Source organism: Cellulomonas oligotrophica (assembly GCF_013409875.1).
GTDB classification, from domain to species: Bacteria; Actinomycetota; Actinomycetes; order Actinomycetales; family Cellulomonadaceae; genus Cellulomonas; species Cellulomonas oligotrophica.
Genome location: NZ_JACCBK010000001.1, coordinates 670,405 through 687,152, shown reverse-complemented (window position 1 = coordinate 687,152; position 16,748 = coordinate 670,405). Strand labels below are relative to the sequence as shown.

Here is a 16,748-nt window from a genome sequence, read left to right as displayed (position 1 = left end):
CCGCCTCACCGGGGACGGACCTCGACGCTGCCGGCGAGGGCCGCGACGGCCTGCGCGCTCGCCCCCGGCGCGCCGAGCCCCTCCTGCCCGACCGCCAGCGCCCCGGTCGCCGCGGCGCGGGCGAGAGCCGCCGGCACGGGCACGCCCTCCAGGGTGGCCTGCAGCAGACCCGCCACGAACGCGTCGCCGGCGCCCTCGGCGTGCACGGCACCGTCGACGGGGACGGTGCCGACGTCGTACCACCGCTCCCCGTCACCGTTCCGTGCCAGCGCGAGGGCGCCGGCGGCGCCCTGGGTGCACACGGCCAGGCCCGCGCCCTCGGCGAGCCGGGCACGCAGGTACCCGGCCGGGTCGTCCAGGCGCACGGCGCTCGCGACCACGACGTCCGCCGCCGCCGTGAACGCCCGGGCGTACCCGTCGGCCGCGCCGTCGTCGTCGTGCACGTCGCACCACAGCGGCACCCCGCGCTCGCGGGCGGCGACCAGCAGCGGCCGGCTGTGCTCGGCCAGGTCGGCGACTGCGGCACCGGCGCCGGCGAGCGCCCGCCCCAGGTCGTCGGGCCGCACGGGCCCGGCCGCCTCGGGCAGCGTGAGGTAGAGCGACACACGACCGCCCGTGGGGTCGAGGAGGTTCAGGTGCCGCTCGGTCGCGCCGTCGCGGGCCGGCAGGGCGTGCAGGGTCAGGCCCGGTCGCTCGAGCGCGGCCCGCACCTTCCTTCCCGCGTCGTCGTCGCCGAGCAGGGTGCGCAGGTGGACGTCCACGCCCAGCGCCGCGAGCGTGACGGCCTTGCCCGCCGACGTGCCGCCGAGGCCGTCGGACCATCCGAGCGCGAACGCCGTGTGCGGGCGGGGCTCGGGCAGCCGCGCCACGTGCACCACCGTGTTCCACGACGCGGGACCGGTGACCAGGACGCGGGGACGGTCGCTCACGGGCACGACCCTACGGCCGCCCGCCATGCGCACCGGTCCCGGTGGCAGCAGACTCTTCCCCCATGCGGACCGTGGGTGTGGAGGAGGAGTACCTGCTGGTCGGGGCCGGGGGAGAACCGGCACCGGCGGCCGACGAGGCGCTGGCGTCGGACGGGCGCGCCCACCCCGCGCAGGAGCACGACCCGCGCCCGGGCGGTGCGCTGGAGCACGAGCTCAAGGCGGAGCAGCTCGAGACGGGCACCCACCCCTGCACCGACCTGGTCACGCTGCGCGCCGAGCTGCGCGAGGGTCGCTCCCGCGCGGCGGCTGCGGCCGCCGACGCCGGCGCCCGGCTCGCCGCCCTGGCGACGTCGCCCCTCGCCGGGGAGTCCCGCACGAGCCCGGGCTGGCGGTACCACCGCATGCTCCGCGAGTACGCCGTCGTCGCCCGCGAGCAGCTCACCGGCGGCTGCCACGTGCACGTGGGCGTCGCCGACGACGAGGAGGGCGTCGCCGTCCTCGACCGCATCGGCCCCTGGCTGCCCGTGCTGCTCGCGCTCAGCGCGAACTCCCCGTACTGGCACGGCGAGGACACCGGCTACGCCAGCTACCGCTCCCAGGTCTGGCACCGCTGGCCGACCGCGGGTCCGACCGCACCGTTCGGCTCCGCCGCCGCCTACCGGGGCGTCGTCGACGGCCTCGTCACCAGCGGGGCGGCCCTCGACGAGGCGATGGTCTACTTCGACGCCCGGCTCTCGCACCGGTACCCCACGGTCGAGGTCCGGGTCGCCGACGTGTGCCTGCGGGCCGACGACGCGCTCCTCGTCGCCGCGCTGACCCGGGCGCTCGTGGAGACCGCGGCGCGGGAGGCGGCCGACGGCGTCCCCCCGGCGACCGACCGCGAGGAGCTCCTGCGCGCCGCGAGCTGGCGGGCCGGCCGGTCCGGGCTGACGTCCGAGCTCGTGGTCCCGCCCGCGTTCGCGCCCGTCAGCGCCCAGGCCGGGGTGCGGGCCCTGCTCGACCACGTCGGTCCCGCGCTCGACGAGACCGGTGACTCGGCGCTCGTCGCCGAGCTCCTCGGCGCCGTGTGGGTGCGGGGCACGGGCGCCGCCGAGCAGCGCCGCTGGGCCCGCGACGGCGGCCTGTCCCGCGTGGTCGAGCACGCGGTCGAGGCCACCGTCGCGTGACACCGGCAGGTCAGTCCTGCGCGCGCAGCCACACGGTCGTCCCGGCGGGCAGCACCGGGGCCGCGGCCGTGCCGCCCAGCGGGTCGGAGGCCAGCAGCACCGGCGCGTCCGCGGGCAGCGGGTGGTCGTCCTCGGAGAGGTTCGCGACCACCACGACGTCGCCGTTGCGGAACGCGAGCACGTGCTCGTCCGTCACCTCCGGCAGCCACGCCATGCCGCCGCTGCCCAGCGCGCGCTCCCGGCGCAGGCGCAGCGCGGCCTTGTAGAGCTCGAGCGTCGAGCCCTCGACCCCGCGCTGCCGGTCGGCGGCGAGGTCGGCCCACGCCGCCGGCTGGGGCAGCCACGTCGCCCCGGTCGGCGAGAAGCCCAGGCCCGGCGCGTCGCCCTCCCACGGCAGCGGCACCCGGCACCCGTCGCGGCCGCGCTCGGCGCCCCCGGTGCGGAAGAACGCCGGGTCCTGGCGCAGGTCGTCGTCGAGCGACGTGTGGTCGGGCAGGCCCAGCTCCTCGCCCTGGTACAGGTACGCCGACCCCGGCAGGCCCAGCATGAGCAGCGTCGCGGCCCGCGCCCGGTGCAGCCCCAGCGCGGCGTCGGGCTGCTCGTCGCCCGCGCCGATGCCGTTGGGCCGGTGCGTCGGGTCCGACAGGCCCAGGCGCGACGCGTGCCGCACCACGTCGTGGTTCGACATCACCCACGTGGTCGGCGCACCCACCGCGTCGTTCGCGGCGAACGACGCGGCGATCACCCGGCGCAGCGACGGCCCGTGCCACCCGGCGGCCAGGAACGCGAAGTTGAAGGCCTGGTGCATCTCGTCCGGCCGCACGTACCGGGCCAGGCGCGACAGCGGCTCGACCCACGCCTCCGCGACCATCGCGCGCCCCGCGTACTCGTCCAGCACCGCACGCCACGCCCGGTAGATCTCGTGCACGCCGTCCTGGTCGAACATCGGCCCGTGGTTGCCGGACCCGTCGACCGCCTCGGTCGCGTCCGCGTCGTCGGTGCCCTCGATCATCGACACGTGCCCGTGCCAGTCCGGCAGCCCCGGCTCCTTGACCATGCCGTGCGCGACGTCGACACGGAACCCGTCCACGCCCCGGTCCAGCCAGAACCGCAGCACGTCCTCGAACTCGGCGCGGACCTCGGGGTTCTCCCAGTTGAGGTCCGGCTGCTTGGCGTCGAACAGGTGCAGGTACCACTGGCCCGGCGTGCCGTCGGCGTCGGTCGTCCGGGTCCACGCGGGGCCGCCGAAGATCGACTCCCAGTTGTTCGGGGGCTCGGCGCCGTCCGGCCCGCGGCCGTCGCGGAACAGGTAGCGCTCGCGGGCCGGCGACCCGGGGGCGGCGGCGAGGGCCTCGACGAACCACGCGTGCTCGTCCGACGTGTGGTTCGGCACGAGGTCGACGACGACGCGCAGGCCGAGGGCGTGCGCGCGGGCCACGAGGGCGTCGGCGTCGGCGAGCGTGCCGAACAGGGGGTCGACGTCGCGGTAGTCGGCGACGTCGTACCCGGCGTCGGCCTGCGGCGAGCGGTAGAAGGGCGACAGCCACACGGCGTCGACACCGAGGTCGACCAGGTGGTCGAGGCGTGCGGTGATGCCGGGCAGGTCGCCGACGCCGTCGCCGTCGCCGTCCGCGAAGGACCGCGGGTACACCTGGTAGATGACGGCGTGCCGCCACCACGGGCTGTCGTCACCGTCCGGGCGGTGCACGAGCGTGTCGGGGAGGGTCTGCGTGGTCACGGGGGACGTGCCTCTCGTCGGGTGCGGGGAGGGGTCGGCGGCGTCGCCGGGACGGCCGGGTGTGCCGGCCGTGCTGGGGGCGTGCGGGGCTGGGGCTGGGGGGCGGTCTGCTGGGCCGGTGCGGCCCTGCGGCTCAGGCGTTCGCGTCCGCGGTGGGCGTGACCGCGTCGTCCGCGGCGGCTGCCGGGGCGGCGCCGGTCGAGCCGCGCACCACCAGCTCGGGGTGGAACAGCAGCTCGGCGCGGGCGGCACGGTTGCCGGTGATCTCCGCGACGAGCGCGGAGACGGCGGCGTGTCCCATCGCGGCGACCGGCTGGCGCACGGTGGTCAGGGGCGGGTCGGTGAAGGCGATCAGGGGCGAGTCGTCGAACCCGACGACGGACACGTCCTCCGGCACGGACAGGCCCATGCTGCGGGCGGCGCGCACGGCGCCGAGCGCCATGAGGTCGGACCCGCAGACCACCGCGGTGTGCCCCGAGGCGAACAGCTCGGCGGCCGCGGCCTGCCCGCCCTCGACGGTGAACAGGGTCGAGACGACGTGCGCGTCGGGGTCGGTGACGCCCAGGTGCTCGGTGAGCAGGGCGACGAACGCGTCGCGCTTGCGGCGGGACGGCACGAACCGGGTGGGGCCGACGGCCAGGCCGATGCGCCGGTGCCCGAGCTGGTAGAGGTGCCGGAACGCCTGCTGCATCGCCGCGGCGTCGTCGGTGGAGACGGACGGCGCGTCGACGCCCTCGGCGAACCCGTTGACGAGCACGACCGGGATGCCGCGCCCGCGCAGGCGGTGGTACCGCTCCTTGCCGGCGGACGTGTCGGCGTGCAGCCCCGACACGAACAGGATCCCGTCGACGCCGTGCTCGAGCAGCAGCTCGACGTACTGGTCCTCGGTGGTGCCGCCCGGTGACTGCGTGCACAGCAGCGGGGTGTAGCCGCGGTCCGTGAGCATCGTCTCGATGACCTGCGCGAACGCGGGGAACACCGGGTTCGTCAGCTCGGGGACGACGAGTCCGACGAGTCCGGCCGAGCGCATCCGCAGCTTCTCCGGGCGCTCGTAGCCCAGCACGTCGAGCGCGGCGAGGACCGCCTGGCGGGCCTGCGCGGACACGCCGTGCTTCCCGTTGAGCACACGCGAGACGGTCGCGGTGCTCACGCCCGCCTGCTCGGCGAGGTCGGTCAGTCTGGTCCGCACATGCGGCAGCGTACTGGGGTGCACCGAGCCTCCTCGTCCTCGTCCGTGGGTGTCGGCCCGTTCCCGGTCCCGGACCGGGCGTCCGGCGGGCCGACGAGGACGTCGGGCACCGCTGCCGGATCGTTACGGTAACGACTTGCAACTGCATACGCAACGCCGTTACGGTCCGTTTCATCAGGCCAGCGTCGGCCAGGCCCACGGGCCGGCCGCACGGGGCGAACCACCGTGAACCATCCGGGAGACACACGATGCGACGGAGCATCCCGACCACCGCGGCGGCGCTGGGGCTCACCCTCGCCCTCGCCGCCTGCTCGTCCGGCTCGGGCGAGGAGGCGGAGGCGACCACCGAGGGGGCCGCCACCGCCGAGGGCACCCTGACGATGTGGGTCGACGACACCCGCATCACCGAGATGGAACCCGTCGTCGCCGCGTTCACCGCGAAGACCGGTGTCGAGGTCGAGCTCGTGCAGAAGGCCTCGGGCGACATCGGCAAGGACTTCGTCGCCCAGGCGCCCACCGGCGAGGGCCCGGACGTCATCGTCTCGGCGCACGACGGGCTCGGCGAGTGGGTCAACAACGGCGTCGTCGCGCCCCTCGAGCTCGGCGACCAGGCGGCCGCGTTCTCCCCGGCGGCGATCGCCGGCGTCACCTACGACGGCGCGACCTACGGCACCCCGATCTCCATCGAGAACATCGCGCTCGTGCGCAACGACGCGCTCGACCCCGACACCACCGCCACGACCTTCGACGAGCTCGTCGCGGAGGCCAAGGAGGCCGGGACGGACTTCTCGGTCCTGATCCAGCAGGGCGACGCGTCCGACCCGTACCACCTGTACCCGCTGCAGACGTCCTTCGGCGCCCCGGTGTTCGAGTCCACCGCCGACGGGTCGTACACCGACACCCTGGCTCTGGGCGGCGAGGCCGGCGACGCGTTCGCCGCCTACCTGGCCAAGCTCGGGCAGGAGCAGGTCCTCGACCTCGCGATCGACGGCGACAAGGCCAAGCAGGCGTTCCTCGACGGCCAGGCGCCCTACATCATCACCGGGCCGTGGAACACGTCCGCGTTCCTCGAGGCCGGCATGGAGATCTCGGTGCTGCCGGTGCCGAGCGCCGGCGGTGAGCCCGCGCAGCCGTTCGTCGGCGTCCAGGGCGTGTTCGTCTCGGCCAAGTCGGCCAACCCCGTGCTCGCCAACGAGCTCGTCGTGAACTTCCTCGCCACCGAGGAGGCCCAGGACATGCTCTACACCGAGGGCGGCCGCATGCCGGCCCTGACGGCGTCGGCCGAGAAGGTCGACGACCCGATCCTGCAGGGCTTCAACGAGGCCGGCGCGACCGGCGCCCCCATGCCCGCCATCCCCGCGATGAGCTCGGTGTGGGCGTCGTGGGGCGCCACGCAGGCGCAGATCGTGGGCGGCCAGGCCGGCGACCCCGCCTCCGCGTGGGAGGCCATGGTCGGCACCATCCAGGACGCGATCGACCAGGCCTGACCGACCCGACCCGGCCCGCGGGACACGTCGTCCCGCGGGCCGGGTCGTGCTCCGGCGCGGGCACCCGCGCCCCGCCGACCAGCACCTTCCCCCTCGCACGCCCCGCGCGCACCGCGCCCGCCCGGAGGACCCGCATGAGCGACCCGCAGGCCGTCACCACGGCCGCGCCCCCGCCGACCCTCGGCGGCGGCACCGTCACCCCGCACGCCCGCCGCCGGCCGAGCCCCGGCTTCTTCGTCAAGCTCGCCCTGGTGGCCACGGTCGACGCGCTCGGCGTCTACGGCGTCCTCGCCGCCGCCGCGGTCGCGTCGTGGGGGATCGTGGCCTTCCTGGTGCTGGCCCTCGTGGTCGTCAACTGGGCGTACTTCTCGCCGCGGGCGCTGCCGGCCAAGTACCTCGTGCCCGGCCTGGTCCTCCTGCTCGTGTACCAGATCTTCACCATGGCCTACACGGGCTGGGTCGCCTTCACCAACTACGGCGACGGCCACAACTCGACGAAGCAGGACGCGATCGCCTCGATCGCCGAGCAGAACGAGACCCGCGTCGAGGGGTCGCCGACCCTGCCGCTGAGCGTCGTGGAGCGCGACGGCGAGCTGGGCTTCGCGGTCGTCCAGGAGGGCGTCGTCGAGGTCGGCACCGCGCAGCAGCCGCTCGCGCCCGCGCCCGACGCGACCGTCGAGGCCGGTCGCGTCACCGCCGTCCCCGGGTGGGACGTCCTGCAGTTCGTCGACGTCGCCGGCCGCCAGGACGAGGTCACGGTGCTGCGGGTGCCGTTCTCCGACGACCCGGCGGACGGCTCCGTGCGCACCCAGGACGGCTCGACCGGGTACGTGTTCCGGCCCACCCTGGCGTACGACGAGGCCACGGACACGTTCGTCGACACCGTCGACGGCACCACGTACGCGCCCTCGGACGGCGGGAACTTCGTCTCCGCGGACGGCACCGTCCTGACGCCCGGCTGGCGGGTCGGCGTCGGCCTGGACAACTTCACGCGCGCCTTCACCGACTCCCGGCTGTCGGGCCCGTTCGTGCAGATCACCGCGTGGACGTTCGCGTTCGCGTTCCTGTCGGTCGTCACGACCTTCGCGCTCGGGCTGTTCCTCGCGATCGTCTTCAACGACGCGCGGGTGCGCGGGCGCAAGGTCTACCGGTCGCTGCTGATCCTCCCGTACGCGTTCCCCGGGTTCCTCTCGGCGCTCGTGTGGCGCGGGATGCTCAACGAGAAGTTCGGGTTCGTCAACGAGGTCCTGCTCGGCGGTGCCCAGGTGCCGTGGCTGCAGGACCCGTGGCTGGCCAAGGTGTCGATCGTCCTGGTCAACCTGTGGCTCGGCTTCCCCTACATGTTCCTGGTCTGCACCGGAGCGCTGCAGTCCATCCCGGCGGACACGATCGAGGCCGCCCGCATCGACGGCGCCGGGCCCGCCCGGATCCTGCGCTCGGTCACGCTGCCGCTGCTCATGGTGTCGGTCGCGCCGCTGCTGATCTCGTCGTTCGCCTTCAACTTCAACAACTTCTCGCTGATCTACATGCTCACCGGCGGCGGCCCGAACTTCGTCGGCACGCCGGTGGTCGTGGGCCACACCGACATCCTCATCTCGATGGTCTACTCCGTGGCCTTCGAGAGCGGGACCAAGCAGTACGGGCTGGCCAGCGCGCTGTCGATCCTCATCTTCGTCGTCGTCGGGGTCGTGTCCTGGCTCGGGTTCCGGCGCACCCGCACCCTGGAGGAGATCTGATGTCCCGCACCGCGTCCGCACCGGTCCTGCGGGGGAGGCGCTGGTGGGCCGAGGTCGGCTGGCGGCACGTCGTCGGCGTCGTGATGATCGCGGTCTGCGTGCTGCCGCTGGTGTACGTGGTGTCGGCATCGCTGAACCCCGGCGGCACGCTCACCGGCTCCAACGACCTGTTCCGCACCGTCGACCTGCAGAACTACGCCGATCTGTGGGGCCGGGGGTACGGCGGCTGGTTCGTCGGCTCCCTCGTGGTGTGCACGGCCACGTCGGTCGGCACCGTGCTCATGGGCTCGGCCGCCGCCTACGCGTTCTCCCGGTTCCGCTTCACGGGGCGCCGCGGCGGGCTGACCTTCCTGCTGCTGGTGCAGATGTTCCCGCAGATGCTCGCGTTCGTCGCCGTCTTCCTGCTGCTGCTGTCGATCGGCGACGTGTTCCCCGCGCTCGGCCTCAACAGCCGGCTCGGCCTGGTCGCGGTCTACCTGGGCGGTGCGCTCGGGGTCAACGCGTTCCTCATGTACGGGTTCTTCAACACCGTCCCGCGCGAGCTCGACGAGGCGGCCAAGATCGACGGCGCCACCCACGGGCAGATCTTCTGGACGATCATCCTGCGCCTGGTCGCGCCGATCCTCGCCGTCGTCGGGCTGCTGTCGTTCATCGGCAGCTTCGGGGAGTTCATCATCGCCAAGGTGGTGCTGCAGCGCCCGCAGGAGTACACGCTCGCGCTCGGCCTCTACTACTGGGCCGCCGACGAGCGGACCGCCCGCTGGGGTCTGTTCGCCGCCGGTGCCGTGCTCGCCGCGATCCCCGTGGTGCTGCTGTTCCTCTTCCTGCAGAAGTACATCGTCTCGGGCCTGACCGCCGGGTCGGTCAAGGGGTGAGCACCGCACCCGTGCCCCACCTGCTCGACGACCCGCACCACGACGGCTCGGAGCTCTACGTGCCGCCGGGCACGCCCGCCCTCGGCGACGAGGTGCCGGTGCGGGTGCGCGTCCCGGCCGGCGGTGCCGAGCGCGCCGTCTGGCTGCGGGTCGTCGAGGACGGCGAGCCCCGCACCGTGCCCGCCCGCCTCGACCGCGCCGACGCGCACGAGCGCTGGTACGAGGCCACGGTGCGCGTGCACAACCCCGTCACCGGCTACCGGTTGCTGCTCGACGAGCCCGGCGGGTACCGGTGGCTCAACCAGCGCGGCGTGCACGCCCGCGACGTCACCGACGCCCACGACCACCGCCTGTCCGTGCACGACGCCGCCCCGGCCTGGCTGCACGACGCGGTCGTCTACCAGGTGTTCCCCGACCGCTTCGCCCGCTCCGCGCAGGCCGACGTCCGCGCGCTGCCCGGCTGGGCCACCCCGATGGGCTGGGACGACGAGCCCGTCGCCACCGGCGACACCGGCCGCCAGCTCGCCGGCGGCGACCTGCGCGGCGTCCAGGACCGCCTCGACCACCTCCAGCGCCTCGGCGTCGACACCCTGTACCTCACCCCCGTCTTCCCCGGCCGCTCCAACCACCGGTACGACGCGACGACCTTCGACCACGTCGACCCCCTCCTGGGCGGCGACGACGCGCTCGTCGCACTGTCCGCGGCCGTGCACGCGCGCGGCATGCGGATCGTGGGGGACCTGACGACCAACCACACCGGCGCCGGCCACGACTGGTTCCGCCGCGCCCTCGCCGACCCCACGAGCGAGGAGCGGTCCTTCTACTACTGGACCGCGCAGGACCCCGGCTACGTGGGCTGGCTCGGCCACCGCTCGCTGCCCAAGCTCGACCACGGCGCCCCCGGCCTGGCCCGGCGCCTGACCGCGGGCGACGACTCGGTCGTCGCCCGCTGGCTGCGCGGGCCCGTCGCGCTCGACGGCTGGCGCATCGACGTCGCCAACATGACCGGGCGGTACGGCGCCGACGACCGCACCCACGAGGTCGCCCGGACCATCCGCGCCACCATGCGGGCGGTGAACCCCGACGCGGTGCTCGTCTCCGAGCACTTCCACGACGCGGGCACGGACATGGGCGCCGGCGGCTGGCACGCCAACATGAACTACTCCGGGTTCAGCCGCCCGGTGTGGACGTGGCTGGCCGACCCCGCCGGCCGCACCCCGACCCTCGGGCTGGACGTCCCGCTGCCGCGCCGCCCCGGGCCCGACGTCGTGGCCACCATGCGCGACTTCGACGCCGCCGTGCCGTGGGCTGTCACCACGCACCAGTGGAACCTGCTCGCCTCCCACGACACCCCGCGCACCCGCACCGTCGTCGGCACCCGCGAGCTCCAGGAGGTCGCCGCCGGCCTGCTGCTCACCTACCCCGGCACACCGGTGGTCTTCGCCGGCGACGAGGGCGGGCTGACCGGCACCACCGGGGAGCACGCGCGCGTGCCCATGCCGTGGGCCGACGTCGACGCCGGCGGCGGACCCCGCTGGGACGCCGCGACGTTCGCGACCTACCAGCGGCTGATCGCGCTGCGCCGCTCCTCGCGGGCCCTGCGCGAGGGCGGCCTGCGCTGGGCCGTCGTCACCGACGACGCCCTGGCGTTCGTCCGCGAGACCGCCGACGAGCGCGTCCTCGTGCTCGCCGCGCGCGCCCCGTGGCCCGGCGCCGAGCTGCCCGCGTGGCTCGCCCCCGACGGCGCGGAGAACCTCTACGGCGGCGCCGCGCTGCCCCGGGTCGAGGGCACCGGCCCGGACCGCGGACCCGTGCTGCGCCTGCCCGGCGACGGCCCCGGCGTGCAGGTCTGGCGCGTGCGCTGACCACCGTCGACGCCGCCGGACGCCACCGGGCGGTGCCCCGACGAGCCTCTACCCTGGGCACGTGACCGCACCCGACCGCACCCGACCGGGCGTCGACGGGTACGCCGACGCCGACCGGGAGCGCTGGGTCGAGGAGGGCCGCAAGTCCGGGGCCCGCACCCCGTTCGAGCGCGACCGGGCGCGCGTCGTGCACTCCTCGGCGCTGCGCCGGCTCGGCGCCAAGACGCAGGTCCTCGGACCGTCCTCCGACGACTTCGTGCGCACCCGCCTCACCCACACCCTCGAGGTCGCCCAGGTCGGCCGCGAGATCGCCAAGGCGCTGGGCTGCGACCCCGACGTCGTCGACACCGCGTGCCTCGCGCACGACCTCGGGCACCCCCCGTTCGGGCACAACGGCGAGCGCGCCCTGGCGACCATCGCCCGCGACGTCGGCGGGTTCGAGGGCAACGCCCAGACCCTGCGGCTGCTCACCCGGCTCGAGCCCAAGGTCGTGCACGCCGACGGCACGTCCGTCGGCCTCAACCTCACGCGCGCGTCCCTCGACGCGTCCGTGAAGTACCCGTGGCGGTTCCGGCAGGGGCCCGTCAGCCCCGCGTCCGGGCGCCCCACCCACAAGTTCGGCGTCTACGAGGACGACCTGCCGGTGTTCACGTGGCTGCGCCAGGACGCCCCGGACGGGCGCAAGTGCCTCGAGGCGCAGGTCATGGACCTAGCCGACGACATCTCGTACTCCGTGCACGACGTCGAGGACGCGGTCGTCGGCGGCCGGTTCGACCTCGACGTGCTCACCGTCCCCGCCGAGCGCGCCCGCGTCGTCGACGCGATCGAGACCTGGTACGGCGACCAGGTCGGCCCCGGCGACCTCGAGGGTGCGATGGACCGGCTGCTGGCCGCGCAGCTGTGGCAGCCGAGGTTCGACGGGTCCCGGCGCGCGCTCGCGGGGCTGAAGGACGCGACGAGCCAGCTCATCGGCCGGTTCGCGAAGGCCGCCCAGGTGGCGACCCGGGAGCGCTACGGCCCCGGGCCGCTGACGCGGTACGCCGCCGAGCTCGTGGTGCCGCCCGAGACGGTCGCGGAGATCCACGTGCTCAAGGGCCTCGCCGTCGCGTACGTCATGGCGCCGCGCGAGCTCGAGCCGCTGTACCACCGGCAGCGCGAGGTCCTCACGGACCTCGTCACGTACTTCACCGACCGGGGGCCCGACGCGCTCGAGGCGCCGCTCGCCGCCGACTGGCACGCGGCCGCGGACGACGCGGCGCGGCTGCGGGTCGTCGTCGACCAGGTCGCGTCGCTGACCGACGTCTCCGCGCTGGCCCTGCACGCCCGGCTGGTGCGCGGCCGGGGCTGACGCGCGGGTGCCGCGCGTCGGCCCCGGCCGTGGGTCACAGGCTCAGCGGCCAGACCGGGCGCAGGTCGATGCGCCCCGCCCGGGACATCGGGTGCGCCGCGGCGATCTCGACGGCCTCCTCCAGGCTCGCGCACTCCAGCACGTCGAACCCGGCGATCACCTCCGCGGCTTCCGCGAACGGACCCTCGGTGACCAGCGTGGCGCCGCCGCGACGGCGCACGGTGCGCGAGTCGGCGGCGGGCCGCAGGCGGTCGCCGGCGAGCCACACGCCGCGACGGTCGACGTCGGCGCCCCACTCCTCGATGGTCAGGTCGCCGGGCGCCGCCGGCTCGCCCTGCTGGTCGGTGCACACGAGCATCAGGAACTGCAACGGGAACCTCCTCGTCCGTGGGGTGCGGCACGTCGCCGACCCCGGCACCGGCACGACGCGCGAGCCGGCCGGATCTCGACACAGCTGCACCCACGGGTGCCGGGTGCGTGCGTCGGTGCCATCGTGCCCGGGGCGCCGCCGGCCGCGGGGACCGGCGCGCCCGGGCGACGACCTAGACTCCAGGGCGTGGCAGGACGCATCCGGCGGGAGGACGTGGAGGCCGTCCGCGAGCGCGTCCGGATCGAGGAGGTCGTGGGCGCGCACGTCGCCCTCAAGCCCGCGGGCGTGGGGTCCCTCAAGGGCCTGTGCCCCTTCCACGACGAGCGGTCCCCGTCGTTCCACGTGCGCCCCCAGGTGGGCCGGTACCACTGCTTCGGGTGCGGCGAGGGCGGGGACGTCCTCGACTTCGTGCAGAAGGTCGACGGGCTCGGCTTCACGGACGCGGTCGAGCACCTCGCCGCGCGGGTGGGGCTGCAGGTGCGGTACGAGGACGGCGGCCCGACCCGCCCGGGCGAGGAGCCGGGGCGTCGGCGGCGGCTGCTGGACGCGCACGGCGTCGCGGAGGAGTTCTACCGCGAGCAGCTGCTGACGCCGCAGGCCGCGGTCGCCCGGACGTTCCTCGCCGAGCGGGGCTTCGACCGGCAGGCCGCGGAGGACTTCGGCGTCGGGTTCGCGCCGCAGGGCTGGGACGGGCTGCTGCGGCACCTGCGCGGGCGCGGGTTCACCGAGGCCGAGCTGACGGCGTCGGGACTGGTCAGCCAGGGGCAGCGGGGCGTGTACGACCGGTTCCGCGGGCGCCTGGTCTGGCCGATCCGCGAGGTCACGGGCGAGACCGTGGGGTTCGGTGCGCGCCGGCTGCTCGAGGAGGACTCCGGCCCGAAGTACCTCAACACCCCCGAGACGCCGCTCTACCGCAAGTCCCACGTGCTCTACGGCATCGACCTGGCCAAGCGGGAGATCTCGCGGGCCAAGCAGGTGGTGGTCGTCGAGGGGTACACGGACGTGATGGCGATGCACCTGTCGGGCATCCGCACGGCCGTGGCGACGTGCGGCACGGCGTTCGGCGCCGACCACGCGCGCATCGTGCGGCGGCTCGTCGGGGACGCCGGGGGAGCGGGCGGCGTGCAGCTCGCGGCCGGCACGTCGGTGGGCGGGGAGATCGTCTTCACGTTCGACGGGGACGCGGCGGGGCAGAAGGCCGCGCTGCGGGCGTTCGGCGAGGACCAGTCGTTCAGCGCGCAGACGTTCGTGGCGGTCGAGCCCTCGGGCATGGACCCGTGCGAGCTGCGCCAGGCGCGGGGGGCGGACGCCGTGCAGGCGCTGGTCGCGTCCCGGCAGCCGCTGTTCGCGTTCGTGATCCGCTCGACGCTCGACGCCCACGACCTGCGCACGGCCGAGGGGCGCGTCGCGGCGCTGCGCGCGGCCGCGCCGGTGGTCGCCGGGATCCGGGACACGGCGCTGCGCCCGGAGTACGAGCGGCTCCTGGCGGGGTGGCTCGGCATGGACGACCAGGCGGCGGTCCGCCGAGCGGTGGCCGGTGCGTCGCGCCGGCCCGTCCGCCCGTCGGGACCGGGCCGGGAGCCGGACCGCCGCGGGGGGCCGCGCGACGCCGCGCCGGAGCCGGTGCCGGTGGCCCGCATGGCCGCCCCCGACCGCCGCGACCCCGTCGCGCAGGTCGAGCGCACCGCCCTGGAGGTGGCGCTGCAGCACCCCGCGCTCGTGCCGGAGGAGTTCGACGCCCTCGCCCCGGACGCCTTCGCGGCTCCTGCGTACCGGGCCGTGCACGAGGCCGTGCGGGCCGCCGGCGGTGTGGCGGCCGGGCGGGCCCTGGTCGCGGCCGCGGGCGGGGAGGACGCGTCCGGGTGGGTCGGCGCCGTCCTCGAGGAGGCCGCCGAGCCGGTGCGCCCGCTCGTCACCGAGCTGTCGGTGGCGCCGATGCCCGAGGACCGCCCCGAGATGGTCGGCGGCTACGTGCGCGGCGTCGTGCTGCGCCTCGTCGAGATCGGCTACACCCGGCACATCGCCGAGCTGCGCGGACGCCTGCAGCGCATGGACGCCACCGTCGACCCGGTCGCCTACAACGCCGCTTTTGCCGCGCTCCTCGACGTCGAGACGCGGCGCCGGTCCCTGCGCGAGAGCGCCTGACCGCACGGGGCGCTGCTCCCCACGACGGCGACCGTGCGCCGCACGTGGTCGGGCTGCTCAGCGCAGCGCGACCAGCCCCGTCCCGTCGTCCTGCACGCGCGCGTCGGTGACGGCGGTGACGGTCATGGTGCGCAGGCGCAGGCTGCCGCCGTAGTACGAGAGGAACGCCGTGTCGGTCGCGTCGCGGCCGGTCGCGATGCGCAGCATCGTGGGGCGCGGGGCGAGCCGGGTCGCGTCGACCACGTGCCACGCGCCCTCGACGTACGCCTCGGCGACGGCGTGGAAGTCCATCGGCCGCAGCCCGGGGGCGTACACCGCCGCGAGGCGCGCGGGCACGTCGAGGGCCCGGAGCATCGCCACGACGAGGTGCGCGAAGTCCCGGCACACGCCGCGCCGCTTGAGCAGGGTGTCCGTCGCGCCGTCCGTGGGCAGGCTCGACCCCGACAGGTACGTGACGTGCCGGGCGACCCACTCCACGACCGCGTCGAGCAGCTCGGCCCCGGCCAGGCCGCGGAACTGGTCCCGGGCGAAGGCCAGCAGCCGGTCGGAGTCGGCGTAGCGGCTCGGCCGCCGGTACTCCACCAGGTCGAGGTCCTCGACCGGGGCGGGGCCGGCCTGGCCCGTCACCGTCGCCTGGTAGTCGACGACCACGCGGCCGGCGGGCGCCAGGACGCGGTGCACGCGCGTCCCCGTGGGGCCCTTGATCTCCGTGACGTCGAGCGGCTCGTCGTCGGTCCGCACGAGCATCTGCTCCGAGCGTTCGTACGGGCCGTCGGCGACCGCGACCGCCAGCAGCATCTCGAGGGGTTCACGCACGTCGAGGGTCAGGTGGCAGGCCACGGAGCGCAGCACGGACGACGCTTCCTTCTCCGGCCGGCGGCCGGTCAGCGGGGCCGCGGCGTCGACCGGGTCGTCGACGTCGGGGCAGAGCGGGAGGGGAGGGCGGTGCAGGGGTCGGGCGACGCCGGCGCGGGGCCGGTGCTGGGTCGTGCGGGGTGCCGTGCGAGGGTGCTGCGGTGGTGCGACGTGCGTGCTGCGGGACCGTGCGCGCCACGCCTGGCCCGGGGGTCGTCAGGGCAGCACGAGGTGGGGTGGAGCACGTGGTGACCCTCCGTGGCGCGCGGAGGTGAGGCAAGTGTGAGGCCGATGCGGTCGTTCGTCCAGCCCTCGGACGGGCGAAGGTGTCCTCGCAGGTCAGAGGTGGGTTCGACCGTTCAGGCAGGCTGTGCGGCGGGCCGCGCGCCGCCGTCGCCGCGGCGCTTCTCGCGCAGCACCAGGAACGGCAGGAAGAACGTCGCGAGCGCGGTCACGAGCCACACCACGAGGGAGGCGAGCACCCAGGTGCTGACGCCCTCGATCGTGAGCCCGTCGGTCAGCGTGGACGCCAGCAGCAGGGCCACGAACGCGGAGAGCAGCCCGATGCCCCCGAGGAACGCCGGCGCGTACCGGTTCGCCATCTTCGCGATGAACGGTGCGAGCACCGACTGCGCGAGCGCGAACACCAGCACCGCCACCACGAACCCCGACGGGTGCACCTCGAACCCGTCGAGCAGCGCCGACGCGGCCAGCAGGCCGAGCGCGGCGGAGGCGAGGAAGACGACAGCCCGCAGCAGGAGGCGCACCATGCGGCCACGGTAGACCCGTGTGACGTCGGGCACATCCGGACGGGTCGCGGCCCGCCCGCAGGCGACGCGCCCGCCGACGCTCCTGCGCCCGCACCGCCGCGCGCCGGACGGGTGCCCCGTCGCGCCGTCCGGGAACGGCGAAGGCCCCGACCGTGGTGCATGATCGGGGCCTTCTGACGCTCCCTCGACTGGACTCGAACCAGTAACCGTCCGATTAACAGTCGGATGCTCTGCCAATTGAGCTACGAGGGATCGTGCGGGCAGAAACTCTAGCA

13 protein-coding genes and 1 tRNA gene are annotated in these 16,748 nt (G+C 75.2%); 7 read left to right on the top strand and 7 right to left on the bottom strand.

Annotation, left to right across the window (positions count from 1 at the left end; genetic code table 11):
- Positions 1–5 precede the first annotated feature (5 nt).
- Positions 6–929: a carbohydrate kinase family protein gene (locus BKA21_RS03110; RefSeq protein ID WP_239072970.1), complete on the bottom strand. Its 924-nt coding sequence runs from the start codon at positions 927–929 to the stop codon at positions 6–8.
- A gap of 62 nt (positions 930–991) precedes the next feature.
- Here BKA21_RS03110 and BKA21_RS03105 point away from each other — a divergent pair, with 62 nt between their 5' ends.
- A complete protein-coding gene (locus BKA21_RS03105; RefSeq protein ID WP_140458682.1) occupies positions 992–2,095 on the top strand; it encodes a carboxylate-amine ligase in 1,104 nt (367 codons plus the stop codon).
- Positions 2,096–2,105: 10 nt separating this feature from the next.
- On the opposite strand, the gene BKA21_RS03100 is transcribed toward BKA21_RS03105, so the two are convergent.
- Complete coding sequence (locus BKA21_RS03100; RefSeq protein WP_140458683.1) at positions 2,106–3,833, bottom strand: glycoside hydrolase family 13 protein; 1,728 nt, start codon at positions 3,831–3,833, stop codon at positions 2,106–2,108.
- A gap of 133 nt (positions 3,834–3,966) precedes the next feature.
- Complete coding sequence (locus tag BKA21_RS03095) at positions 3,967–5,022, bottom strand: LacI family DNA-binding transcriptional regulator (protein ID WP_179625300.1); 1,056 nt, start codon at positions 5,020–5,022, stop codon at positions 3,967–3,969.
- A 248-nt stretch (positions 5,023–5,270) separates the two neighbouring features.
- Here BKA21_RS03095 and BKA21_RS03090 point away from each other — a divergent pair, with 248 nt between their 5' ends.
- The 5 genes from BKA21_RS03090 (at position 5,271) to BKA21_RS03070 (ending at position 12,333) form a co-directional block, all read left to right on the top strand.
- Positions 5,271–6,509, top strand: a complete 1,239-nt coding sequence (locus BKA21_RS03090) for a sugar ABC transporter substrate-binding protein (RefSeq protein ID WP_140458685.1) — start codon at positions 5,271–5,273, stop codon at positions 6,507–6,509.
- A gap of 134 nt (positions 6,510–6,643) precedes the next feature.
- Entirely contained in the window at positions 6,644–8,245 is a 1,602-nt protein-coding gene (locus BKA21_RS03085; protein WP_140458686.1) for an ABC transporter permease subunit, read from the top strand.
- A complete protein-coding gene (locus BKA21_RS03080; RefSeq protein WP_140458687.1) occupies positions 8,245–9,120 on the top strand; it encodes a sugar ABC transporter permease in 876 nt (291 codons plus the stop codon). The genes BKA21_RS03085 and BKA21_RS03080 overlap by 1 nt, the downstream gene beginning before the upstream one ends.
- On the top strand, positions 9,117–10,985 hold the full coding sequence (locus BKA21_RS03075; protein WP_203793534.1) for a glycoside hydrolase family 13 protein: 1,869 nt from the start codon (positions 9,117–9,119) through the stop codon (positions 10,983–10,985). Before BKA21_RS03080 ends, BKA21_RS03075 begins: the two co-directional genes overlap by 4 nt.
- A 61-nt stretch (positions 10,986–11,046) precedes the next feature.
- Positions 11,047–12,333 carry a deoxyguanosinetriphosphate triphosphohydrolase gene (locus BKA21_RS03070; RefSeq protein ID WP_140458688.1) on the top strand — a complete coding sequence of 429 codons (1,287 nt, stop codon included), beginning with the start codon at positions 11,047–11,049 and terminating at the stop codon, positions 12,331–12,333.
- Between the two features lie 34 nt (positions 12,334–12,367).
- Here BKA21_RS03070 and BKA21_RS03065 read toward each other — a convergent pair whose 3' ends face one another.
- The gene (locus tag BKA21_RS03065; RefSeq protein WP_179625299.1) at positions 12,368–12,703 is read right to left on the bottom strand and encodes a YciI family protein; all 336 of its coding nucleotides are present in this window, start codon (positions 12,701–12,703) and stop codon (positions 12,368–12,370) included.
- Positions 12,704–12,889: 186 nt separating this feature from the next.
- Here BKA21_RS03065 and dnaG point away from each other — a divergent pair, with 186 nt between their 5' ends.
- On the top strand, positions 12,890–14,848 hold the full coding sequence (gene dnaG, locus BKA21_RS03060; protein ID WP_140458689.1) for a DNA primase: 1,959 nt from the start codon (positions 12,890–12,892) through the stop codon (positions 14,846–14,848).
- A gap of 57 nt (positions 14,849–14,905) precedes the next feature.
- On the opposite strand, the gene BKA21_RS03055 is transcribed toward dnaG, so the two are convergent.
- The 3 genes from BKA21_RS03055 to BKA21_RS03045 form a co-directional block, all read right to left on the bottom strand.
- Positions 14,906–15,700 (bottom strand): transglutaminase-like domain-containing protein, encoded by a 795-nt coding sequence (locus tag BKA21_RS03055; protein ID WP_174243567.1) that lies wholly within the window; start codon positions 15,698–15,700, stop codon positions 14,906–14,908.
- A gap of 362 nt (positions 15,701–16,062) precedes the next feature.
- Positions 16,063–16,473, bottom strand: coding sequence for a phage holin family protein (locus tag BKA21_RS03050; RefSeq protein WP_140458690.1), 411 nt, complete (start codon positions 16,471–16,473; stop codon positions 16,063–16,065).
- Between the two features lie 179 nt (positions 16,474–16,652).
- A tRNA-Asn gene (locus BKA21_RS03045) sits at positions 16,653–16,725 on the bottom strand.
- Positions 16,726–16,748: the final 23 nt, after the last annotated feature.